This window comes from Pseudomonas sp. R19M, from assembly GCF_050312585.1.
Taxonomy (GTDB): domain Bacteria; phylum Pseudomonadota; class Gammaproteobacteria; order Pseudomonadales; family Pseudomonadaceae; genus Aquipseudomonas; species Aquipseudomonas palleroniana.
This window is the reverse complement of sequence record NZ_JBNPJV010000032.1, coordinates 96,197-117,521: the sequence shown is the minus strand read 5'-3', so window position 1 is coordinate 117,521 and position 21,325 is coordinate 96,197. Positions and strand designations below refer to the sequence as shown.

Sequence of the window (21,325 nt, the reverse complement as noted above, 5' to 3'; positions counted from 1 at the left end):
TTCCCCATGTGAGAGTAGGTCATCGTCAAGATTAAATTCCGAAACCCCATTTGCGAAAGCAGATGGGGTTTTGTTTTGGGCGATCGAAAATTCACCGGCACTCCCCGACAAATTTGCACAGTTATTTCTGAACCAGGCCACTAGAATAGGCACCTAACCATTTTTAGAGTCTGAGCCCTACTATGCCCGATCCGGTTGATACCCTTGAGGTGTCGGATTTACCGCTGGACGATCTGGTGGCATGCCATGAGTGCGACTTGCTGATGCGTAAACCGGTACTCGCCATCGGTGAGAAGGCCCAATGCCCACGCTGCGGATACGAGTTGTACGCTCATCGCCACAATGTCGTGGAGCGAAGCCTTGCCTTGGTAATTGCCGCGCTATTGCTTTACATCCCCGCGAACTTTTTACCTATCATGCAGCTCAATCTACTCGGGCAATCCTCCGAAGATACCGTCTGGACTGGCGTCGTCGGTTTGTTTGATACCGGCATGCAAGGCGTCGCGGTGGTGGTGTTCCTGTGCAGCATGGGCATTCCCCTGCTCAAATTGCTCTGCCAGTTGGCCGTGCTGCTCAGCATCCGCTGGAAGGTCGGCCGCAGCTATGGGTTGTTGCTCTACCGCATTTACCATCATCTGAAAGATTGGGGGATGTTGGAGGTCTACTTGATGGGCGTGCTTGTGGCGATCGTCAAACTCGCTGACATGGCCTCCATCACAGTCGGCCTGGGGCTCGTCTGTTTTGTCAGTCTATTAATCGTTCAAGTGCTGCTTGAGGTGGTGATGTCGCCCCATCAGATCTGGCAGGCGCTGTCTGGAGAGGATGATCATGCGAGCGATTGATGCAGGTATTCTGATTTGTACCGAATGCCACGAACTGAACAAGCAAGACCCTGACACCGATGAGCAGCTGTGCACGCGTTGCGGTGCGCTTATCCATGCCCGTCGCCCCAACAGCCTGGCGCGCACATGGGCATTGCTGATGACTGCGGCGATCCTGTACATCCCCGCGAACCTATTGCCGATCATGACCATCAATACCCTCGGCCAGGGCGACCCCAGCACCATCATGGCCGGCGTGATCCAGCTGGTGCAGCACGGTATGTACCCCATTGCGGCCGTGGTGTTCATCGCCAGTATCCTGGTGCCCACATTCAAGTTGGTGGGTATCGGTCTGTTACTGTTTTCGGTGCAGCGCCATCAACCGCTGTCCGCGCAACAACGCATTATCATGTACCGCTTCATCGAATTCATTGGCCGCTGGTCCATGTTGGATATCTTCGTGATCGCCATCCTGGTGGCGGTTGTAAACTTTGGCCGGCTTGCCAGTGTCGAGGCTGACCTCGGCGCTGCAGCGTTCGCCAGTGTGGTGATCTTGACGATGCTTGCCGCAGTAACTTTTGATCCCCGACTGATTTGGGATAACACGGAGTCGGACGACGACCATGAGTGATTTGCCTAAAGCTAAAACCCGCCCAGCCTCCAACTGGTCGGCCATTTGGGTGTTGCCCCTGATTGCCCTGATCATCGGTGGCTGGTTGGGATGGCGTGCCTATAACCAACAGGGCATCGAGATCCAAGTCCGTTTTGAAAGCGGCGAAGGTATTCAGGTCAACAAGACCGAAGTGGTCTACAAAGGCATGACCGTGGGTAAGGTCAAAGCCATGGCTCTGGATGACGAAGGCAGCAATCGCGGTGTGATCGCTACCATCGAAATGAACAAAGACGTTGAGCAGTATCTCAAGACCAACACGCGTTTCTGGCTGGTCAAACCCAGCGTCAGTCTTGCGGGTATCACCGGTCTTGAAACCCTGGTCTCAGGTAACTACATCGCTGCCAGTCCAGGTGATGGTGAACCCACTCGCAAATTCAAGGCGCTGTCTGAAGAGCCACCGTTATCTGACGCCAAGCCCGGTTTGCACTTGACCCTCAAGGCCGATCGACTCGGCTCGCTGAATCGTGGCAGCCCGGTGTTCTACAAGCAGATCCAAGTTGGCCAGGTCAAAAGCTACCTGCTCTCCGAAGACCAGAGCACCGTCGAGATCAAGGTCTATATCGAACCGACCTACGCCCACCTGGTGCGCAAACATACGCGGTTCTGGAACGCCAGTGGCATCAGCATCGACGCCAACCTCTCCGGCGTAAAGGTGCGCAGCGAATCCCTCTCCAGCATCGTTGCCGGCGGTATCGCCTTCGCCACGCCGGAGAATCGCAAGGACAGTCCGCCGACCGACCCGAGCCTGCCCTTCCGTCTGTATGAGGATTTTGATGCGGCCGCGGCCGGTATCAGGGTCAAGGTCAAACTGACCGATTTCGAAGGTTTGCAGGCTGGACGCACCCCCGTCATGTACAAAGGTATCCAGGTCGGTAGCCTGAAAACCCTGAAGATCGACCCAAGCCTCTCCAGTGCTAACGCTGAACTGACCCTCGATCCGCTCGCTGAGGAATACCTGGTGCAGGACACCCAGTTCTGGGTCGTCAAGCCGTCCATCTCACTGGCGGGCATCACTGGTCTGGAAGCCTTGGTCAAAGGTAACTACATCGCCATCCGACCTGGCGATAAAGGCGGCGCGCCACAGCGTGAGTTCACTGCTCGTGCCAAAGCTCCGCCGTTGGACCTGCGCTCCCCAGGCCTGCACATGGTGCTGCTCACCGATAGCCTCGGCTCCCTGGATGTGGGCAGTCCGATCCTCTACAAACAAGTCAAAGTCGGCTCGGTGCAGAGCTACCAGTTCTCCCGCAAGAACAAGCAGCTTGTGATCGGCGTTCACATCGAGAAGGAATACGAAAACCTGGTCAACGGTTCGACGCGTTTCTGGAATGCCAGCGGCGTCACCCTGACTGGCGGTCTGACCGGCGGCATCCAGGTCAAGAGTGAGTCGCTGGCCAGCCTGATGGCTGGCGGTATTGCTTTCGAGACCCCGGAGCCCAACGTACCCCTGAAAAGGCGCATTCCACGTTTCCGCCTGTTCGCTGACCGTGACGCGGCCAATCAGCATGGCACCCTGGTGACCATCAGGGTTGATCGCGCCGATGGACTGCGCCCGGGCACACCGGTACGTTTCAAGGGACTGGATGTGGGCAAGATCGAGAGCGTTGACCTGAGTGCCGACATGCAATCGGTATTGCTCAGCGCACGTATCACCCAAGTGGCCGATCGGATCGCGCGCGCAGGCAGCCAGTTCTGGGTGGTCAAGCCTGAGCTGGGCCTGATGAAAACGTCGAACCTGGAAACCCTGGTCACCGGCCAATACATCGAAGTGCAGCCGGCGGCGAAAAACGCCACTGCGCAGAAGAGTTTCGTCGCGCTGGACCAGCCTCCTGAAACCGCCCACCAGGAGGCTGGCCTGAGCCTGACACTCAGCGCCGCACGCCGTGGTTCGTTGAAAGAAGGTGTGCCGGTCACCTATCGCGAAGTCACCGTCGGCAAGGTCACGGGTTACGAGTTGGGCCAGACTGCGGACCGTGTCCTGATCCATATCCTGATCGAGCCCAAGTACGCGCCTTTGGTACGGAGTGGCAGCCGCTTCTGGAACACCAGCGGCTTCGGGGTCGACTTCGGGCTGTTCAAAGGTGCAACAGTGCGCACCGAGTCCCTGGAAACCTTGGTTGCCGGTGGTATCGCCTTTGCCACGCCAGACGGCGAGCGCATGGGCAACGCCGCACGGCCACAGCAAACCTTTGCGCTGTTCGACAAGTTCGAAGACGAATGGCTGACCTGGGCGCCTAAGATTCCTCTCGGCAAATAGACCGAGGCGCTGCCTTTCGCGAGTAAGCCCGCTCCCACATTCGCCCGCATTCCTACAGCGAACACTCGGTCAACTGTGGGAGCGGGCTTGCTCGCGAAGAGGCCTCCAAGGGCTTCACGCTACTCAAAACCATAAAAAAGGCCGCGATCCATCAGATCGCGGCCTTTTGCGTTTCAGCGCAGTGGATTAAACCTCATCCAACTCCGGCTCGTCCGCCTGCACGTTCATCGTTGCCTTCACCACATCGTGACGACGGATGTACTTCCAGTCCGCCTCATCGATGTAGATGCCGTTCGGCCCGCTGCCGCCTTCAAGGTCAATCGCCACCTGGGCGGACACCTGCGGCTTCACACTCGCCAGGATCGGTACGAAGCCCAGCTGCAAGCTGGTTTCCAGCAGCGCGGCCTGGTTCTTCTCGTCGATGTCCGCCGCCTCGTCGAGGTAGTACGGCAAGCGCACGCGTCCGGCCTGGTCGCGGTCCATCAAGTGCAGCAACAAGTACATGTTGGTCAGCGCCTTGATGGTCATGGTGGTGCCGTTGGACGCCGCGCCGTCGATGTCGGTGTGAATCACCGGTTGGCCGTGCACCTTGGTGATCTCGAACGCCAGCTCGAACAAGTCCTTGAGGCCCAGCTGGTTATGGTTGGCGGCTACCAGGCGTGCCAGGTATTCCTTGGCCTCTTCGTTCTTGTTGTCCTGCTCGGCGCTCTGGCTGAGGTCGAACACCGACAAGGTTTCGCCTTCCTCATACTGACCGGCACTGTGGATGATCTGGTCGATATGCTTGAGCGCCTCCTTGTTCGGCGCCAACACGATGCGAAAGCTCTGCAGGTTGGACACCTGACGCTTGTTGATCTCGCGGTTGAACAAGGCCAACTGGTGTTCCAGGCTGTCGTAGTCACTACGGATATTGCGCAGGGTACGTGCGATATCGGTGACCGCCGCACGGCGCGCCTTGCCCAGTGTCAGGGCTTCGTCGGTACGGTGCGCATAGGCGTTGATCAACAGTTGCAGGCGGCGTTCTACGTCATCTTCGCTGTCGAACTTGGCCACGCCCTTGAGGCGTACCTGCGCATACAACGCTTCGATCTGGCCATCGGCGCGCAGCAAACCTTGCCAGCTGTCCTGGTAGTCATTGAGCAGTGGCAGCAGGTTGTCCATGGAGTCGTCGACCGGGTCCATGAACGGCGTGCCGAACGGCAAGTCCGCCGGCAGCAGTTGGCGACGGCGCAAGGCGTCATCCAGCGTGCGCTGCTTGGCTTCCATATCCGCGATCTGACGGCCGACCAGTTGCAACTTGGCCGACAATTGCTGAACGCGCTCGGTGAAGGCATCGCTGGAGCGTTTCAACTCATCCTGGGCGGCTTCCATCTGCGCCAGGCTTTCCAGTTTTTCGCCTTCTTCGGCACTCAGGGTTTGCGTACGGCGGAAGTCTTCCAAGGCCTTTTGCGCATCCAGCACTTGCTGGTACAGCGCTTCGGTCTGGGTCTTGCTCGCCGCGCGGTCAGCAGCGACCGCCTGTTGCGTCTTGAGCTGCTTGAGTTCTTTTTCCAGGCGTTCTTTCTGGTCACGCAGTGCTGCGCGATCCGCCAAGGCTTGCAACGCCGGTGGCTCGATGTGGGAGATGTCGATGGACAGCCCCGGCACTTCGAAGCGCTCGCCCTTGAAGCCGTCGAGGATCTGCTCCAGGGATTTGACCCACTGGCCGTCCTCGTCCAGCGTGATGCCGTGCTCACCCAATGGCAGGCTGAACAGCGAACTGTTGAACAGGCGCATCAGACGTTCGACATCCTGCTGCGAGAACTCTTCACGCAGTTTGGCGTAGCTGTTGTTGTCCGCGTGGTCGAGCTGCTGCCTGACCGACTTCAAGCGTTTTTCCAGATCCCGCAGACGCTCGTCCAGATCCTCGGCGCTGAATTGTCGCGACTGCGCCAGGGCACCGGCCAATTCATCGTGGGCATCCTTGGCCGCCAGCAGTTGCTGCTCCAGCACCTTGACGTCATTGACCAAGGCAAAGCGATGCTTGAGCACCGACAACTCGCCCAACCAGCGCTGAATACCGCTGATCTCCCGCTCCAGGCGCATCAGCTCCTGGGTGCCGCCGCGCTGGTCGTTCTGCAGTGCGTCCTGCTCGTTGCGGTAGTGCTCGGCCTGGATCGTCAGTTCTTCCTTGCGCGCACTGGCGTAATCCGACCAAGTGCCCAGCAACGAATCCAGCAACGGCGACAGGCGATGCAGTTTGCCGCGCAGGATATCGCGCTGCTTCACACCATTGGACAGTGCCTCGACCAAAGGCCCCGCGGCCACCAGCGAGTTGTAGTCCTGTTCCATGCGTCGTACATCACGGAAGGCCTCTTCGCATGCAGCGATGTAATCGACACTGCCGGAACGCAGGCTGTGTTCGAACGCATCGAGGAACAATTGCTTGAGCTTGGCCGCGGTGATTTCGCGCATGTGCAGCAGGTTGATAAACAGTGCCCGGAACGTCTTCAGGCTCTGCTCGCTGGTGGAGCGTAGCGGAATCAGGGTCAGGTCCAGTGGGATCGACGTATGGCCGCCCACCAGCAGGCGACGCAGTTCATCGGGCTTGAGCTCATAGGCTTTCAGGCCTTCGCGCTCAAGGTTGGTGAACAGCTCTTTCTGGCGCAGGCAGGTATCGTTTTTCTGGTAATGGGCCAGGTCCAGCTTGCCGGCATAGGCAAAGAACTGGTGGCCGAAACCGCCCCCCGGGCCACGTCCGACCACACCGATCACGTGGGGGCCGTGAGGCAGGGAGACTTCCACGAGGATGTAGCTGGTGTCACTGGCGAAGTAGAAGCGCCGCGATTGTTCCAGGGTGTACTTGCCGAAACTCATGTCCGACATGCGCGCCAGGATCGGGAACTGCAAGGCGTTGATCGACGCGGATTTGCCCAGGTTGTTCGCGCCATAGACCGACAGCGGTTCTTCCAGTGGGAACAAGCCCAGGCTGTAGCCGGCGGTGTTCAATAGGGCGAAACGGCGGATGCCGTAGCGTTCCTTGCTCATGCGTCGGTCTCCTGTTCTTCTGCAATGGCACGAGCCAGGGCGTCTTCTTCGCTTTCTTCGGTAAAGTCACTGAGGTCCAGCGGGTCATCGGTTTCCAGCAGTTTTTCATCGCTGTCTTCGTCGATGATCACCGGTGCCGGCAATGGCAACACGCTGTGGATGCTGGCGGCCAGGTCGCGATCCTGCTGTACCGACAGGCACACATCAAGGAAACGGTGCATCGGCGGCAGGAAGCGGTACACGCCGTTGTCTTCGCTGGCAAAACCCAGTTGGGTCATGCGGCGCATGATTTTCTCTTCGAGTTCTTCCTGGGTCTGCACTTCGGCCTGGATAAACAGGTCGCGGTACTTCTCCAGCAACGACGGCAGCTCATCGCGGCCCAGGCTGCCACCGTCCAGCACGGCGATCGGGTCGCGGCCCTGGTCGGCCAGATGTTCGACGATGATGAAGGTGAACAACGCCAGGCGCTGCGCGGTCTTGTTCACTTGCGCGGCGGCCACGGCGGTGTCCGGCACGAAATAGTAGAAACCCCGGGTGTCGCAGACCAATTCAAAGCCCAGGGCCTTGAACAGCGTGCGGTACTGGTCCTGGAAGTTTGACAATTGTGCATACAGTTCAGGGTCGCGGCGGCTGACGTGGTAACCCTTGAACAGCTCGCGAAAAATCGGCGCCAGCTGGGACAGTTCGGATAGATCAAGATGCATAAGGCGTGCTCGCAGAATTCTCGGCGGCGTCAGGCGTGGCCGGGAGCAGGGCGAATGAGCGCAGGCTGACCTGGTGCTCGTGTGTGTGGTAATCGCGGCGTTCCAGGCGTTCGCGCTTGAAACGTTTTTCCCGCGAGAGGCGCGAGAACCAGTACAGCAACTCATCGGTGGCACCGTCCGGTTCCTGTTCCAGCAGCCAGGTCATCAGGTCCGGCATCGGCAGCGCGTCTTCGCAGCGTTCGAGCATTTCCTTGACCGTGCGCGGCGCGCGTTGGGCTTCGCCTCTGTGGGATTTGTGCGCCTTGGGGAAGCGTGCCGGTTTCGGCTCGAAATTCGCCAGGGCGTACACATAGGCTTCCACCTGGCTCGCACTGCCGAGAAAGGTGCTTTGCGGCCGGGTAAACATGGGCAACGCCGCTTGCGGCACCGCGTCCAGCCCTTTGCGGCGAATCGCCGACAAGGCCAGCGCCGCGCCTCGGGTCACGGCGTTGTGCCGACGGGCTTCTTCACGCAGCGGCAACAGCAGTTCGCGCGCATGACGCAAGGTCAGCTGGGCACTGGTCTGCATTTCAAGAATGCGCGCGTGGGTGCGCAGCAGCATGTCGTCGTCCACCAGGTGACCCAGGCGCTGTTGCTCGGTGAGCAGGCGCAGCAGCACATTCTCGACCTTGCGCACGCCCTGTTCGAAGGCGCCATCGGCGTTCACCAGTTGGATCATCGGTTCGACGTATTCATCCCAGGTTGCCAATACCTCGGCGTAACGCTGGCGCAGCGGTATCTGCCGGTCACTGGTCTTGGCGCGGTCGGCCACTGCGGCGAGGGCCTGTTCGTCGTTGGCGAGCTTTTTCAGCACGTCACGCACACGCATGTCGAGCAGGCGCAGTTGACGGGCCAGGTCGTGGCCGTCACGGATATCGAACGCATCTTGGATGTAGCCTGCCAAGCGTTCCAGATGGCGCAGGTAGGCTTCGATTTCCAGGCACAGGCCAAGCCGGTGCTCCTTGCGAAGATAAGCCAGGAAGTCATGGATCTGCGCATTGAGCTCGAAACGGTTCGGGCTCTTAGCGACAGGCACCAGGATATCCAGGCGAATCCATACGTCCAGCAGGTTGGTGATGTCCTGGGGCGTGCTGTCCAGTTGTTGGGCGGCCAATTGTGCGCGCAGCTCGCCCAGGCTCAAGGTGCCTTGGTCGAAGTGTTCACACAGTGGCTCCAGTAAGGCCCAGTGTTCGGCGAGGGCGCGTAGGACGCGCTTGGGTTCGATCATGGGAATGGCCGGCTGGTTGGCGATTAAAAGTCGCGATTGTACTGCATCAGGCGCGGGATTTATCCACAGCCGGTCAGCGCGCAGTGGGCGATTGTTGCCGAACAGCGGTAGAATCCTCGCTCTTTACTTATCCACAAGTGGCCGAGCTGTGCTTATCGAGTCCCGACGTCGCGCTTACTTGACCGCCATGCAGGTGGTCAACTGGCTGCCCCGCACCGAACTGCCGTTTGCCGCGCCGTCGCGGCCTGAGCTGTTGCAGGCGCTTGAACCCTATGAGGCGTTCGAGTCATCGGGCGAAGAGGCCGCAGCGCCCGTGGCGGTGGTCAACCCCGTAGCCCAAGCGCGCCCTGTGGTCGAGCGAGCGAAGATCGAAGTACCGCGCCCATCGCCGGTGACCAAGCCGGTGGTGGCTGAAGAGACTGCGCCGGTGGTCAAGGCGCCGGTAGTGCCGCCACCGCGCTTTGCCCTGCAATTGCTGCGCGCCGGTCGTTGCCTGTTGCTGGTGGAACTGCCCACTGGCGAGCGTTTCCAGACCCGCGACCCGGCCTATATGCTGCTCAAGGACATGCTGCGCGCCGCCGGCCTGCCCGACAGCCCGCAAATCGTCGGCGACCCGGTGCGCTGGCCGCTGCTGGTACGCGGCACCATGGACCAGGGCCCGGAAGCTGCGCGGGATTTTGTGCAAGGCTTTGTGTCGGCGCGCCTGGAAGACGAACCCTGTGCATGCCTGTGGCTGATCGGCCTGCCCGCCGTGCGTTTCGCCGGCGAGGCCAATGCCGAAGCCTGGTACCGTGAACTTCAGGTCGAGGGCCTGGGCCTGGTCTGGGCCCTGCCGGGCCTGGAATTATTAATGGAAGAGCCACAGCGTAAGGCTGATGTCTGGCAAGCCATGCGCCGGCTGATGGCGCGCTGGAAAACGACTGATGAGTGAGGCTTTATCCTTCCGCCCGATGACCGAGGCTGACCTCGACGCGGTGCTGAAAATCGAATATGCGGCGTTCAGCCATCCGTGGACCCGCGGGATTTTCCTTGATGGCTTGGGCAAGTATCAGATCTGGCTGATGTTCGAAGGCGAGCAACAAGTCGGCCACGGCGTTGTACAGATCATCCTCGATGAAGCGCATTTGCTGAATATCACCGTCAAGCCGGAAAACCAGGGCCGCGGCCTGGGCTTGGCGTTGTTGGAACACCTGATGTCCCGCGCCTACGCCGCCAACGCTCGCGAGTGCTTCCTCGAAGTGCGCGACAGCAATACCAGCGCGTTCCGCTTGTATGAGCGCTACGGCTTCAACGAAATCGGGCGTCGGCGCGATTACTACCCCGCCGTGGGTGGCCGCGAAGATGCCGTCGTGATGGCCTGCACCCTCGTCGACTAGGGCACAGGCCTCGTGTGGGAGCGCCTGCTCCCACATTCAGCTCCAGTGGTGTGTCAGCGGCTACCGTCTACCGGGTCGATGTCGGCCAACTCGGCTTCATCCAATCCATTGCCGCCGCCAATCTCGTCTTCATCGACAATGCTCAGGTCATAATCGGCAGCGTCGCCATCGCCTGCTTCCCGAGCATCCCGCGCACCGTCTTCATGGATCAGGGTTTCCGGGCTCATGTCATCGTCGGTCGACTCATGAGCGGCCGTCGAAGCCCCGGTCATGCCGGCCTCCCGTGCCCGTTCAGCGGGTATCAGGTGCTCGCGCTCACGCGGGGGCATCTCTTCACCTATCTGGGCCGTTGGCTCCTCTTCGTCAAAATCCAGCTCACGCATCGAGCCCATGCGATCTTCGTTGTCATCAATCGGTTCGGGCTGCGTGGCGCCGTAGGGGCGTCGTGATTCGGTCATGGCCAATCCTCATACTGTGGGGCTTATAGTGTGTGGACAGGCGCAGCAGCCTAAAGATTCAAGCTAATTAGCACTCAGCGTGACCCGGACGACGGGTTGTCAGTCACAAAACTGCGCACCATTCCTGAGGCTTTCCCTGATGAACGAACTACAAGACTTACTTGATAACAACGAACGCTGGGCGGACGCGATCAAACAGGAAGATCCCGAATTCTTCGCCAAGCTCGCCCGCCAGCAGACGCCGGAATACCTCTGGATCGGCTGCTCCGATGCCCGCGTACCGGCTAACGAGATCGTCGGCATGCTGCCGGGTGATCTGTTCGTGCACCGCAACGTGGCCAACGTGGTGCTGCACACCGACCTCAACTGCTTGTCGGTGATCCAGTACGCGGTCGACGTGCTCAAGGTCAAACATATCCTGGTGACTGGTCACTATGGCTGCGGCGGCGTGCGTGCCTCGATGCAAGACCGCCAGTTCGGCCTGATCGACGGCTGGCTGCGCACGATTCGCGACCTCTATTACGAGAACCGCGACCTGCTGGCCCAATTGCCCACCGAAGAAGAGCGCGTCGACCGTCTCTGCGAGTTGAACGTGATTCAGCAGGTGGCCAATGTCGGCCACACCAGCATTGTGCAAAACGCCTGGCACCGTGGGCAGAACCTGTCGATCCATGGCTGCATCTATGGCATCAAGGATGGTCGCTGGAAGAGCTTGAACACCACTATCAGTGGCTTTGAGCAGTTGCCGCCACAGTATCGCTTGCGCCCACTGGGTGAAGCCTAAGGGCTTTTGCGCATCCGCCACTGTTTCATGAACGCCTGTCCCTCGGTGTTCAAGGGCTCCTGGCTGCCGGTGATCCACCCCCGGCAGTTCAGCTCGCCACATTGGCAAGCGAACTGCCGGAACAACACGTCCTCGGTGCTCGCGTAATCCATGCTCAGGATTGAGCCGGCGCGCAAGGGCTGCACGGTCCACACCTCCAGGTAGGTGGTGTCGAAAAACACGTTCGGGTTGCACGAGTGCATCAATAAGCCGGCGAACCAGCGGTCGTACAAGTGGATGCGTGACGACAACTGCAAGGTATGCAGGCGTCGCTCGCTGACCGCGTAGCCGGAGACTTTGGCGATGCGCACGCGGGCGTCGAAGGCTACGCGGGCCTTGACCCCGGCGCCGACACCCTCAATGTCGTGCAAAACCTTGAATTGCTTGGTCGAAGGGTAACCCTGTTCAACAAGCAGTGTCTTGAAGGGGTAAAGGCAGTCATTTACAGACGCTTTGGCCTTATCCATGGCATGAGTTTTCATGACTCTCCTGGGTTAGGCTGCATCGACTTGCTGATGTTGTCTGACTACCAGTCTCGCAGCTGATGGGGGCTGCTCAAGAATCGTCGAAGTTGGATCCGGTTTCTACTGTCAAATCTGACAGTAGAAACCCGGGTTTTTTGCGTGATTACAACGCTGGGGCTGCGAGGGTGGGGACTGGAGCGGCGGTTTTCAGTTGTTTGAGCTGGGCCTTGATGACCGGCGTGGCGCATTTGGCATTGGCTTGCTCCGGTGTCAGGTTGCGCACGGAGGTGTAGAACAGCTCACAGGTCTGCTCCTTGCGCGTGACTTGCCAGGTATTCATGCACGCTTGAAGCAACACATTGGGATCGCCGGCCGGTTTCTGCCCCATCCCCGCTTGCCAGCAGGCGGCGCTCAAATCCTGACCCATGACCTTCAAGCCCGCTTCATCGGCCTTTTGCTCATTACCGTCATAGGTGGCCGGGTCAGCCGCATACCAGATGTAACTGGGATGGTTGGAGCCCAGCACCGAGACCGTTTTGCCGGCGGCCGGGCTGATCTGCGCCAGGCCCAGCACACCGACGGTCTGGCCGTATTGCTGCTTGATCCAATTGCGCACCGGTGCGCCGAACGCGACCATCGGCAAGGAGCCACTTGGCATCAGGCTCAGCTCCTGGACCATGCGTGTCTGGTAGCTGTTGAAATAGCTGTAGACGCCTTCCAGATCCTTGCCCGCGTTAGACGGTGCAGCGACGGGAGCGATATCGATGATCGTCTGGTACGCAGGCGTTTCTGTGGCCGGGATACCGTTGTCGGTGAGCAAGGTCGCCCAACGGTCGGTCGTGGCCGATTCCAGGTAGTCCTGGGCCTGGGTCAGTGAGTAGTCCGGCGGGAAGTGCAGCAGCTCAATGCTCTTGCGGTTTTCCAGGGCCATGCCCAACGGCAGGAACAGGTACCAGTTGTACGCCCACTTGCCGTCGCTGTTGAGCTTGCTGGCGCCTTGGTAAGCCAGGTCGGCGGTGTCGAGCAATTTGCTCAAAGGCTGGCCGTAGTTGTCAGGCACGCCGCTGAAGGTCGCCGAGAGCTGACCCTCGTGGGTCTTCACGCTGACCTTGGCGCGGCTGTAGCCATCACGCTGCAGGCTCTGGTTCAAGTAGTGCTCGACGGTCTGTTCCAGCGACCAGGGCCGAAAGCAGATCACGTTGCAATTATTGGGGAAAGCGAACAACTGGGTGACGCGCTGCGTACTGCCTAGCGGCACTTCGATATCAGCCTGGACGGCCGCACTCCCCAAGAGTGCGGCCAGGGCAAAAGACAACCGGGTCGGTTTGAACATGCTTGATTCCTTGTCAGCGAAAGCCCGTCTGCGCGGGGTGAAAGCCCACCCCCACACAGTAGCGGCTGACCAGCAAAACTGCGTGTTAAATCGCCCGGTGTGTCGCTATTGGATAAGAAAACCTACACATTGAACTGCAATGCGTTGCTCAAGTCGCCCATGGGCTTCTGGCCACGGGCGATCATCGCGTCATCCCGTTGCTTGAGACCGTCCAGTTTCTCCAACTGGAATACCCGGGTGATCAAGCGCAGGATCGATGCTGTGTCGTACACCGTATGGTCAACCGTGCCTTTACGGGCAAATGGCGACACCACCAGCGCCGGCACCCGGCTGCCCGGGCCCCAACGGTCGCCCTTGGGCGGAGCAACGTGGTCCCACCAGCCGCCGTTTTCATCCACGGTGAGCACCACGACCATGTTTTTCCACTGCGGGCTTTCCTGCAGGACTTTCAAGGCGCGGGCGATGTGGCGATCACCCGATGCCACGTCGGCGTAACCGGCGTGCATGTTCAGATTGCCCTGGGGCTTGTAGAAGGTCACGGCGGGCAGCTTGCCGGCCTGGGCTTCGGCGAAGAATTTGTTGGTGCTGGCCTCATCGCCCAAGCCGCCGTCGCGCAGGCGTTTGTCGCGTTCAGCGCGATTTTCCGGCCCTTGTTGCTTGAAATAGTTGAATGGCTGGTGGTGGTACTGGAAGTTCGGGATCTTCGGGATGCCGCCCGAATCCTTGAACTGGTCCAGGGTCGCTTGCCATGCGCCGGCATACCAGGCCCAGTCGACGTTCTTCTTCGACAACTTGTCGCCGATGTGTTCGTGGGTCTGCGGTACCAGTACGTTGGGCAGATCGGCCTTGGCGTAGTCCGGGTTTTGCGGGTCGCGAATCCAGGTCGGCCAGTAGGGCGGCGCCAAGGTATTCACGCCGTAACCATCCGGGGTCAGTGCGCTAGGACCGAACTGGGGTGGGCCGGTCATGGCGCTGGCGGGGGACTTGTCCAATGGCTTGAGACGAGTGTCGGTCGGGTCATCGCTTTGCAGCGTGGCGATCTGGGCCTTGGCGACCGATTGCGCAGCATTGGGATAAAACGGCGCGGTAGCGCTGATCAGATACTGGTGGTTAAGGAACGAGCCACCAAATGCTCCCTGGAAGAAGTTGTCGCACAGTACAAATTCCTTGGCCACGTCCCACAGGCGCAGGGAGTAACGGCTCTGGGCGTAATAACCCATTACCAGACCACCGGAATCGGCCCAGGCGACGAAGTTATCGTTCTTGCCGCCGTTGATCTGCATCTGGTTTTGATAGAACACGTGCCACAAATCACGGGTGACCAGGCTCAGCGGCAGGTCTTCGGCGTTCGGCCCCTTGAGGGCAAACGGTGCGTTGGGCAGGTTTTCCTGGAATTGCACTTCACTGGGATAGGTCACTCCATCCACCGTTTGTGGGCCGACTTGCAACACACCGCCCCAGGCCGGTGGCAATGTGCTCAGCAGGCTGCCGTCGCGGTCGCGTTGCTGGGTGTCTGCGGCCGACAGCGCCGACAAAGGTTTCTCTACGCCAGGGAAGTCCGCAAACAGATTGTTGAAGCTGCGGTTCTCGGCATAAATCACCACCACGGTTTTCACCTGCTCGTGCAGAGCCTTGTCCAGCTCTTGCGGCGTCAGTGGCCGCTCCACCGGTTTGCCCGGCGTCTGGTTGGCGTTGCCGCAGGCACTCAACGTCGCGCCTACCCCCAGCACCGCCGCGCCCCCCAGGAAGCGCCGGCGGCTGGTATTGACCGGCGGTTGGGCTACGGAATCGGCGGAAGGGCGTTCTTCGTGCTCGTCACTCATTGCTGGGAGTCCTTGCTGGCGAGATGTTGCAAGATATTTCGCAGGACGGTAGCAATGCAATGTGACGGAACGAAGACAGTGATGTGAGCAGCCAGACGTGTCTACACGCGCCCCGCGCTGCTAGACTTGCCCGATAATGGATGTCACCGGGGTGAACCGTGAAACCTTCAACCGCGCTGGATCTGAAGCGAGCGGCCGTCAGAGAAGTGGTGGGCCGTTTTCGCATTTCAAACCCAAGGGTATTTGGGTCTGTATTGCTGGGTACCGACCAAGAAGGGAGCGACCTTGATTTGCTGGTCGATGCGCCGCCGGGGACCACACTATTTGATCTTGGTGGGCTGCAAGTCGAGCTTGAAGATCTATTAGGGGTCAATGTGGATCTACTGACGCCTGCCGATTTGCCTTTGAAGTTTCGCGCGAAGGTGTTGGCTGAGGCGCGGCCGGTATGACTGCAAACCGCCTCGGGGATTATCTGGACCACATAAGGCAGGCCACTGTTGATGCGATCAGCTTTGTCGAAGGCTTGAGCAAAGATGAGTTTTTGGAGGACAGGCGTACCCAGCAAGCGGTGGTTATGAGTTTGATCATCATCGGTGAAGCCTCAACGAAAATCATGGATCAACATGCGGAATTCGCTGCGGCTCATTCACACGTTCCTTGGCGCAGCATGCGCGGAATGCGCAACCGGATCGCCCACGGCTACTTCGATATCAACCTGGATGTGGTTTGGGACACGATCCAGATCGCATTGCCTGATTTACTCGAGTGTCTCCCTGTTGCTCCTGCATGAAGCACCTGTTGCAACAGGTGCTTCACCCGTTGATTAAGGCATCACCGGCGGCAAATACTTCAACGTCGTCCCCAGCGCCCACAGCAGGAACAGCACCAACGGCGTATGCACCAGCAGTTGCACGAACGAAAATCCGATCAGATCCCGTGCCTTCAACCCCAACACGCCCAGCAGCGGCAGCATGTAGAACGGGTTGATCAGGTTCGGCAACGCTTCGGCGGCATTGTAGATCTGCACCGCCCAGCCCAGGTGATACTGCAGGTCATTGGCCACTTGCATCACATAAGGCGCTTCGATGATCCACTTGCCGCCGCCTGACGGAATAAAGAAGCCCAGGACCGCCGAGTACACGCCCATCAATAGTGCGTAGGTGTCGTGGGAGGCGATAGAGGTAAAGAAGGTCGAGATATGGTGCGCCAGGGTCTGGCCATCGCCGCCCTTGACCACGGTCATCAACGCAGCGATCGAGCCGTACAGCGGGAACTGGATCAGCACGCCGGTGGTGGTCGGCACGGCGCGAGCCACTGCATCGAGGAAGCTGCGCGGACGCCAGTGCAGCAGTGCGCCGACCATGATGAACAGGAAGTTGTAGGTGTTCAGCCCCGAGATCGCACTGATCGCCGGCTTGGTCGAAAACTCATGGAACAGCCAGCCGGCGGCCAGCAAGGCCAGCAGCATGGTCAGCAGCGGGCTGTGTTCCAGCCATTCGCCAGGGCGGCTCGGTGCTTGCGGCTTGGGGAGGTTGAAGGCTGGGTCGACGCCACACGCCTTGGCATCGCGGGCGCTGTTCGGCCCTGGTGCGGTGGCGTAGGCGATGATCAGCGAGACTACGATCAGCGCCAGCAACAGCACGCCGGATTGCCACAGGAAGATGGTGTCGGTGAACGGGATCATCCCGGTGATCGACAGGATCGAGGGCGGCAAGCTCGCCGGGTTGGCCTGCAACTGCGCGGCGGATGACGACAACCCCAGCGCCCACACCGCGCCCAGCCCCAAATAGGCAGCCGCACCGGCGGCGCGGTAGTCCATGCGCAAATCCGTGCGTCGGGCCAGTGCGCGTACCAGTAGCCCACCGAACACCAGGGACAGGCCCCAGTTGAGCAAGGAGGCGACCATGGAAATCAACGCGACCCAGGCCACGGCCGAGCGGCCGTTCTTCGGGATACGCGCCAGCCGGTCGATCAACTTCACCGCAGGCGGCGAGCTGGCCACCACATAACCACCGATCACCACGAAGGCCATCTGCATGGTGAACGGGATCAAACTCCAGAAACCGTCACCAAAAGCCTTGGCGGCTTCGGTGGGCGCGGCGCCCATGCCCAGGGTCGCCACGGCCACGATGATCACGGCGAGGGCGGCAAACACCCAGGAGTCAGGAAACCAGCGCTCGGCGAAATTGGAGCAGCGCAGGGCAAAGCGGGCATAGCGGCTTTCTTCGATAGCATCGGCCACGAGTCATTCCTCTTGTATTTATTATGAGGTTCGGCAGTTTTACGGCATGTTCCGCTACGGCTATTGATATGGGAATGCAGTTATCTTCATCGATCAATGAGGAAAACAAATATATCTGTCGTGATTGCCATCATTGGGCTCAGCTCATAACCTGCACGCCATTTTGTTTGTCTGCCGAGCTTTCACATGACTGCCACCTTCTCTTCACAGGCGCAGCGTTTTTCCCGCTCCGACTACAAAACCCTGGGCCTGGCCGCCCTCGGCGGCGCCCTGGAAATCTATGACTTCATCATCTTCGTATTCTTCGCGCTGACCCTCAGCCAACTGTTCTTCCCGCCGGAAATGCCGGAGTGGCTGCGCCTGCTGCAAAGCTTCGGCATCTTCGTCACCGGCTACCTCGCACGCCCGCTGGGCGGCATCCTGATGGCGCACTTCGCCGACCATCTGGGACGCAAGCGTGTGTTCAGCCTGAGTATTCTGATGATGGCCTTGCCGTGCCTGCTGATCGGGATCATGCCGACGTACGCGCAAATCGGCTATTTCGCACCGCTGATTCTGCTCGCCTTGCGCGTGCTGCAAGGGGCGGCGGTCGGCGGCGAAGTGCCCAGCGCCTGGACCTTTGTCGCCGAGCACGCCCCGATCCATCACCGCGGCTACGCCCTGGGTTTCCTGCAAGCCGGCCTGACCTTCGGCTACCTGCTTGGTGCCCTCACCGCGACGCTGCTGGCGCAACTCTTCAGCCCCGCCGAAATCCTCGATTACGCCTGGCGCTTCCCGTTCCTGCTCGGTGGTGTGTTCGGTGTGATCGGCGTCTGGCTGCGCCGCTGGCTCAGCGAAACCCCGGTGTTCCTCGAAATGCAGGCACGCCGCCAGGCCGCTGCCGAACTGCCGCTGCGCACCGTGCTGCGTGAGCATCGCGCCGTGTTGCTGCCGGCGATGATCCTCACGTGCGTACTGACATCGGCCGTGGTGGTACTGGTGGTCATCACCCCGACCATGATGCAGAAAACCTTCGGTATGAGCCCCAGCCACACCTTCGCCTTGAGCGCGTTGGGCATTGTTTTCCTGAACATCGGCTGCGTGCTCGCCGGCCTTTTGGTCGACCGCATCGGCGCCTGGCGTGCGGTGCTGGTCTACAGCCTGCTGCTGCCGATAGGCATCGCGGTGTTGTACGCCAGCCTGATCGCCGGTGGCGTATGGCTGGGCGCGGCATACGCCTTGGCGGGCTTGAGTTGTGGCGTAGTCGGTGCGGTGCCGTCGGTGATGGTCGGGCTGTTTCCGGCGCAGGTGCGGGTGTCGGGGATTTCCTTTACCTACAACATTGCCTACGCGCTATGGGCGAGTACCACGCCGCTGTTGCTGATTGCGCTGATGCCGACCAGTCCGTGGATTTGTGTGGGTTACTGCGCGGTGATGGGGGCGGTGGGGGTGGCGAGTGTGGCGCTGTTTGGCAAGCGCCACACCTTGGCTGCCTGAGGCTCAGGTCAGAAAATGCCAGAGCAACAGCGTCCCGATCAAACCTACGACCGACACAATAGTCTGCAGTACCGACCACACCCAGATCGTCTGCTTGAGCTGTAAGCCGAAGTACTCACGCACCATCCAGAACCCGGCGTCGTTGACGTGGCAGAAGAACACCGAGCCTGCGCCAATCGCCAGGGCTACCAATGAGCTCTGCGTTGCCGCCAGCCCGGCCATCATCGGCGCGAGAATGCCGGCTGTGGTGGTCGTGGCGACGGTCGCTGAGCCGGTGGCCTGGCGCAAGGCCACGGCGATCAGCCAGGCGAGTAAGAGATAAGGCATGTGTGCGCCTTCGGCGACCTTGCTGATGGTCTGGCTGACACCGGCGTCGAGCAGGGTTTGCTTGAGGCCGCCGCCGGCGCCGATGGTCAGCAGCAGTACGGCGATGGGTGCGAGCGCTTTGCGCAGGGTATTGCCGACGTCGGCGCGGGGCATGCCGGCGGCCCAGCCCAGGCAGATCACGGCGGCGATCACGGCGAGGCCGAGGGCGATCAGTGGTTCACCGAGGAACTTCAAGGTCAGGCCGATGCTGCTTTCTGCCGGCAGCGCGACTTTGGCCAGGGTGCTGCCCAGCATCAGAATCACCGGCAACAGAATGATCAGCAACGACACCCCAAAGCTCGGCTGGCGCGGGGCCTTGGGCGGTGCGCTGAACAGCGCGCCGATATCGGCCGGTTCATCCACGTGCAGGCGTTTGGACAGCCAGTTGCCATAGATCGGGCCAGCCAGCATCACGGCCGGTACCGCCAGGCAGAAGCCCAGCAACATGGTCAGGCCCAGGTCGGCGTGCAACGCGCCCACCGCAATCAGCGGCCCGGGGTGCGGCGGCATCAGGGCGTGCAGGGTGGTCATGCCCGCGAGCGCCGGGATGGCGATTTTAAGCAGTGGCTGGTTCGAACGCTTGGCCATCACGAAGATGATCGGCACCATCATCACCAGGCCCACTTCGAAGAACAGTGGCAGGCCGATGACCATCGCCACCAGGGCCATTACCCACGGCAATGACTTGCCCTTGCCCAGCCCGAGCAACGTGGTGGCGATGCGGTCGGCTGCGCCGGATTCGGCCATCAATGCGCCGAGCATCGAGCCCAGCGCAATGATGATGCCGGCCTCACCGAGGATCGCCCCGGCGCCTTTGCTGAAGGCTTTGGCAACTTCTTCCGGCGGTAACCCGGCGCCGACACCGGCGATAAAGGTGCCGATCAGGATCGACAGGAACGGCGGTAATTTGGTCGCGCTGATCAGCACGATGATGCTGGCGATGGCCAGCAGGACGCAAAACATGAGGCGTGTGTCGTGAACCATCCACGCAGCAGTCGATAACTCCAAGAGGGAACTCCTTATCGAACAGGTTGGCTAATATGTTTCTTTTTGTTTCCTGCTCGAAAAGCATACCCGATAGAGCGGTTCCACAGCGTTCATGAGCGATTTTGGTGCGGCCAATGTAACGGCGAGCTGGCGAGCGGATGACAAGTTTGCAATGCAGGTCCGAAGATCTGGCCTATAGCTCTATGATCGACGGACACCCTCACAGGAAGACATTTCATGAGTGCAGGACATAGCCACGCCCAAGTACGCGCCGGCCACGAAAGAAAACTCTGGTTTGCCCTGGGGTTGACCGGCAGCTTCATGATCGCCGAGGTGATCGGTGCCTTCATCACCGGCAGCCTGGCACTGTTGTCGGACGCCGCGCACATGATGACCGACGCCTTGGCCCTGGCGATTTCCCTGGTGGCGATCCAGGTCGCCAAGCGTCCCGCCGACCGCAAGCGCACCTTTGGCTACGCCCGTTTCGAAATCCTGGCGGCGGCGTTCAATGCGCTGCTGCTGTTCGCCGTGGCGTTCTACATCCTCTACGAAGCCTATCAACGGTTACAGGCGCCCGCCGAAATCCAGTCCACCGGCATGCTGGTGATCGCGGTGCTGGGGTTGGTCGTCAACCTGATCTCCATGCGCCTGCTCAGCGCCGCCAGCGGCGAGAGCCTGAACGTCAAAGGCGCGTACCTGGAGGTCTGGAGCGACATGCTCGGTTCCATCGGTGTGATCATCGCGGCGGTGGTGATCATGTTCACGGGGTGGGGCTGGATCGACTCCGTGGTCGCGGCGGCGATTGGTTTCTGGGTATTGCCACGCACCTGGACCCTGCTCAAGGAAAGCATGAACGTGCTGCTGCAAGGTGTTCCGGAGGGCCTGGATATCGATCAGATCGAGCAGGCGATTGGCAATGTACCCGGGGTCAAGGGCGTGCACGACCTGCATATCTGGGCCCTGACCAGCGGCAAAAATGTGCTGAGCACCCATTTGGTGGCGGACGCGTCGAAGGGCACCGAGCAACAAATCCTTAGTGCGGTCACGGAAATGCTGCATGAACAATTCGATATTTCCCACGCCACCATTCAGGTCGAAGGGGAGGGTTTTCAACATGACGAGCACGACGAGGTTCACGCCTGATCCCGGCTAACGGATTTGTAATGTTCCACCCACCGCTCTGATAAGTAACGAAAGTTACATTGCCCCCGCTGGGAACCTCAGCGACTTC

General features: G+C 60.2%; 19 protein-coding genes. 10 read left to right on the top strand and 9 right to left on the bottom strand.

Features of this window, described 5'->3' with window-relative positions; translation table 11 throughout:
• The first annotated feature begins 182 nt into the window (after positions 1-182).
• The 3 genes from ACQRBT_RS05835 to ACQRBT_RS05825 are packed head-to-tail and all read left to right on the top strand — an operon-like array spanning position 183 to position 3,748.
• A complete protein-coding gene (locus ACQRBT_RS05835) occupies positions 183-842 on the top strand; it encodes a paraquat-inducible protein A (protein WP_060754755.1) in 660 nt (219 codons plus the stop codon).
• Entirely contained in the window at positions 829-1,452 is a 624-nt protein-coding gene (locus ACQRBT_RS05830; protein WP_060754756.1) for a paraquat-inducible protein A, read from the top strand. Before ACQRBT_RS05835 ends, ACQRBT_RS05830 begins: the two co-directional genes overlap by 14 nt.
• Positions 1,445-3,748, top strand: coding sequence for a PqiB family protein (locus tag ACQRBT_RS05825; RefSeq protein ID WP_060754757.1), 2,304 nt, complete (start codon positions 1,445-1,447; stop codon positions 3,746-3,748). The genes ACQRBT_RS05830 and ACQRBT_RS05825 overlap by 8 nt, the downstream gene beginning before the upstream one ends.
• A 186-nt stretch (positions 3,749-3,934) precedes the next feature.
• Here the strand turns inward: ACQRBT_RS05825 and mksF are convergent, their stop codons facing one another.
• Genes mksF through mksB form a run of 3 tightly spaced genes read right to left on the bottom strand, consistent with a single transcriptional unit; the run spans position 3,935 to position 8,746 of the window.
• A complete protein-coding gene (mksF, locus tag ACQRBT_RS05820) occupies positions 3,935-6,775 on the bottom strand; it encodes an Mks condensin complex protein MksF (RefSeq protein ID WP_060754758.1) in 2,841 nt (946 codons plus the stop codon).
• The gene (gene mksE, locus ACQRBT_RS05815; protein ID WP_060754759.1) at positions 6,772-7,479 is read right to left on the bottom strand and encodes an Mks condensin complex protein MksE; all 708 of its coding nucleotides are present in this window, start codon (positions 7,477-7,479) and stop codon (positions 6,772-6,774) included. Before mksE ends, mksF begins: the two co-directional genes overlap by 4 nt.
• Complete coding sequence (gene mksB / locus ACQRBT_RS05810; RefSeq protein ID WP_060754760.1) at positions 7,469-8,746, bottom strand: Mks condensin complex protein MksB; 1,278 nt, start codon at positions 8,744-8,746, stop codon at positions 7,469-7,471. Before mksB ends, mksE begins: the two co-directional genes overlap by 11 nt.
• 187 nt (positions 8,747-8,933) lie before the next feature.
• On the opposite strand from mksB, the gene ACQRBT_RS05805 reads away from it, so the two are divergent.
• Positions 8,934-9,677 carry an energy transducer TonB gene (locus ACQRBT_RS05805; protein WP_198761658.1) on the top strand — a complete coding sequence of 248 codons (744 nt, stop codon included), beginning with the start codon at positions 8,934-8,936 and terminating at the stop codon, positions 9,675-9,677.
• Complete coding sequence (gene rimI / locus ACQRBT_RS05800) at positions 9,670-10,122, top strand: ribosomal protein S18-alanine N-acetyltransferase (protein WP_090366980.1); 453 nt, start codon at positions 9,670-9,672, stop codon at positions 10,120-10,122. Before ACQRBT_RS05805 ends, rimI begins: the two co-directional genes overlap by 8 nt.
• 53 nt (positions 10,123-10,175) lie before the next feature.
• Here the strand turns inward: rimI and ACQRBT_RS05795 are convergent, their stop codons facing one another.
• Positions 10,176-10,580, bottom strand: a complete 405-nt coding sequence (locus tag ACQRBT_RS05795) for a serine kinase/phosphatase (protein WP_412046960.1) — start codon at positions 10,578-10,580, stop codon at positions 10,176-10,178.
• Positions 10,581-10,719: 139 nt separating this feature from the next.
• Here ACQRBT_RS05795 and can point away from each other — a divergent pair, with 139 nt between their 5' ends.
• Positions 10,720-11,364, top strand: coding sequence for a carbonate dehydratase (can, locus tag ACQRBT_RS05790; RefSeq protein WP_198761647.1), 645 nt, complete (start codon positions 10,720-10,722; stop codon positions 11,362-11,364).
• Here the strand turns inward: can and ACQRBT_RS05785 are convergent.
• From ACQRBT_RS05785 to acpA, 3 genes are all read right to left on the bottom strand, one after another.
• Positions 11,361-11,885, bottom strand: coding sequence for an SET domain-containing protein-lysine N-methyltransferase (locus ACQRBT_RS05785; protein ID WP_412046961.1), 525 nt, complete (start codon positions 11,883-11,885; stop codon positions 11,361-11,363). The genes can and ACQRBT_RS05785 overlap by 4 nt on opposite strands.
• Before the next feature lie 145 nt (positions 11,886-12,030).
• Entirely contained in the window at positions 12,031-13,200 is a 1,170-nt protein-coding gene (locus tag ACQRBT_RS05780; RefSeq protein WP_412046962.1) for a hypothetical protein, read from the bottom strand.
• Between the two features lie 122 nt (positions 13,201-13,322).
• The gene (acpA, locus tag ACQRBT_RS05775) at positions 13,323-15,023 is read right to left on the bottom strand and encodes an acid phosphatase (RefSeq protein ID WP_412046963.1); all 1,701 of its coding nucleotides are present in this window, start codon (positions 15,021-15,023) and stop codon (positions 13,323-13,325) included.
• Between the two features lie 158 nt (positions 15,024-15,181).
• On the opposite strand from acpA, the gene ACQRBT_RS05770 reads away from it, so the two are divergent.
• The gene (locus ACQRBT_RS05770; protein WP_053134104.1) at positions 15,182-15,472 is read left to right on the top strand and encodes a nucleotidyltransferase family protein; all 291 of its coding nucleotides are present in this window, start codon (positions 15,182-15,184) and stop codon (positions 15,470-15,472) included.
• Entirely contained in the window at positions 15,469-15,813 is a 345-nt protein-coding gene (locus ACQRBT_RS05765; RefSeq protein ID WP_090366972.1) for a HepT-like ribonuclease domain-containing protein, read from the top strand. The genes ACQRBT_RS05770 and ACQRBT_RS05765 overlap by 4 nt, the downstream gene beginning before the upstream one ends.
• 33 nt (positions 15,814-15,846) lie before the next feature.
• Here ACQRBT_RS05765 and ACQRBT_RS05760 read toward each other — a convergent pair whose 3' ends face one another.
• The gene (locus ACQRBT_RS05760) at positions 15,847-17,265 is read right to left on the bottom strand and encodes a short-chain fatty acid transporter (RefSeq protein WP_412046964.1); all 1,419 of its coding nucleotides are present in this window, start codon (positions 17,263-17,265) and stop codon (positions 15,847-15,849) included.
• 186 nt (positions 17,266-17,451) lie between these two features.
• On the opposite strand from ACQRBT_RS05760, the gene ACQRBT_RS05755 reads away from it, so the two are divergent.
• Positions 17,452-18,741, top strand: a complete 1,290-nt coding sequence (locus ACQRBT_RS05755; RefSeq protein ID WP_060754768.1) for an MFS transporter — start codon at positions 17,452-17,454, stop codon at positions 18,739-18,741.
• Positions 18,742-18,744: 3 nt separating this feature from the next.
• Here ACQRBT_RS05755 and ACQRBT_RS05750 read toward each other — a convergent pair whose 3' ends face one another.
• Positions 18,745-20,115 (bottom strand): gluconate:H+ symporter, encoded by a 1,371-nt coding sequence (locus tag ACQRBT_RS05750; RefSeq protein WP_060754769.1) that lies wholly within the window; start codon positions 20,113-20,115, stop codon positions 18,745-18,747.
• 216 nt (positions 20,116-20,331) lie between these two features.
• Between ACQRBT_RS05750 and ACQRBT_RS05745 the strand changes: the two genes are divergently transcribed.
• Entirely contained in the window at positions 20,332-21,237 is a 906-nt protein-coding gene (locus ACQRBT_RS05745) for a cation diffusion facilitator family transporter (RefSeq protein ID WP_090366966.1), read from the top strand.
• The last annotated feature ends 88 nt before the right edge of the window (positions 21,238-21,325 follow it).

Coding starts and splice junctions, on each gene's coding strand:
- ACQRBT_RS05835 (WP_060754755.1), top strand. CDS start 183: ATGCCCGATCCGGTTGATACCCTTGAGGTGTCGGATTTACCGCTGGAC.
- ACQRBT_RS05830 (WP_060754756.1), top strand. CDS start 829: ATGCGAGCGATTGATGCAGGTATTCTGATTTGTACCGAATGCCACGAA.
- ACQRBT_RS05825 (WP_060754757.1), top strand. CDS start 1,445: ATGAGTGATTTGCCTAAAGCTAAAACCCGCCCAGCCTCCAACTGGTCG.
- mksF (WP_060754758.1), bottom strand. CDS start 6,775: ATGAGCAAGGAACGCTACGGCATCCGCCGTTTCGCCCTATTGAACACC.
- mksE (WP_060754759.1), bottom strand. CDS start 7,479: ATGCATCTTGATCTATCCGAACTGTCCCAGCTGGCGCCGATTTTTCGC.
- mksB (WP_060754760.1), bottom strand. CDS start 8,746: ATGATCGAACCCAAGCGCGTCCTACGCGCCCTCGCCGAACACTGGGCC.
- ACQRBT_RS05805 (WP_198761658.1), top strand. CDS start 8,934: ATGCAGGTGGTCAACTGGCTGCCCCGCACCGAACTGCCGTTTGCCGCG.
- rimI (WP_090366980.1), top strand. CDS start 9,670: ATGAGTGAGGCTTTATCCTTCCGCCCGATGACCGAGGCTGACCTCGAC.
- ACQRBT_RS05795 (WP_412046960.1), bottom strand. CDS start 10,580: ATGACCGAATCACGACGCCCCTACGGCGCCACGCAGCCCGAACCGATT.
- can (WP_198761647.1), top strand. CDS start 10,720: ATGAACGAACTACAAGACTTACTTGATAACAACGAACGCTGGGCGGAC.
- ACQRBT_RS05785 (WP_412046961.1), bottom strand. CDS start 11,885: ATGAAAACTCATGCCATGGATAAGGCCAAAGCGTCTGTAAATGACTGC.
- ACQRBT_RS05780 (WP_412046962.1), bottom strand. CDS start 13,200: ATGTTCAAACCGACCCGGTTGTCTTTTGCCCTGGCCGCACTCTTGGGG.
- acpA (WP_412046963.1), bottom strand. CDS start 15,023: ATGAGTGACGAGCACGAAGAACGCCCTTCCGCCGATTCCGTAGCCCAA.
- ACQRBT_RS05765 (WP_090366972.1), top strand. CDS start 15,469: ATGACTGCAAACCGCCTCGGGGATTATCTGGACCACATAAGGCAGGCC.
- ACQRBT_RS05755 (WP_060754768.1), top strand. CDS start 17,452: ATGACTGCCACCTTCTCTTCACAGGCGCAGCGTTTTTCCCGCTCCGAC.
- ACQRBT_RS05745 (WP_090366966.1), top strand. CDS start 20,332: ATGAGTGCAGGACATAGCCACGCCCAAGTACGCGCCGGCCACGAAAGA.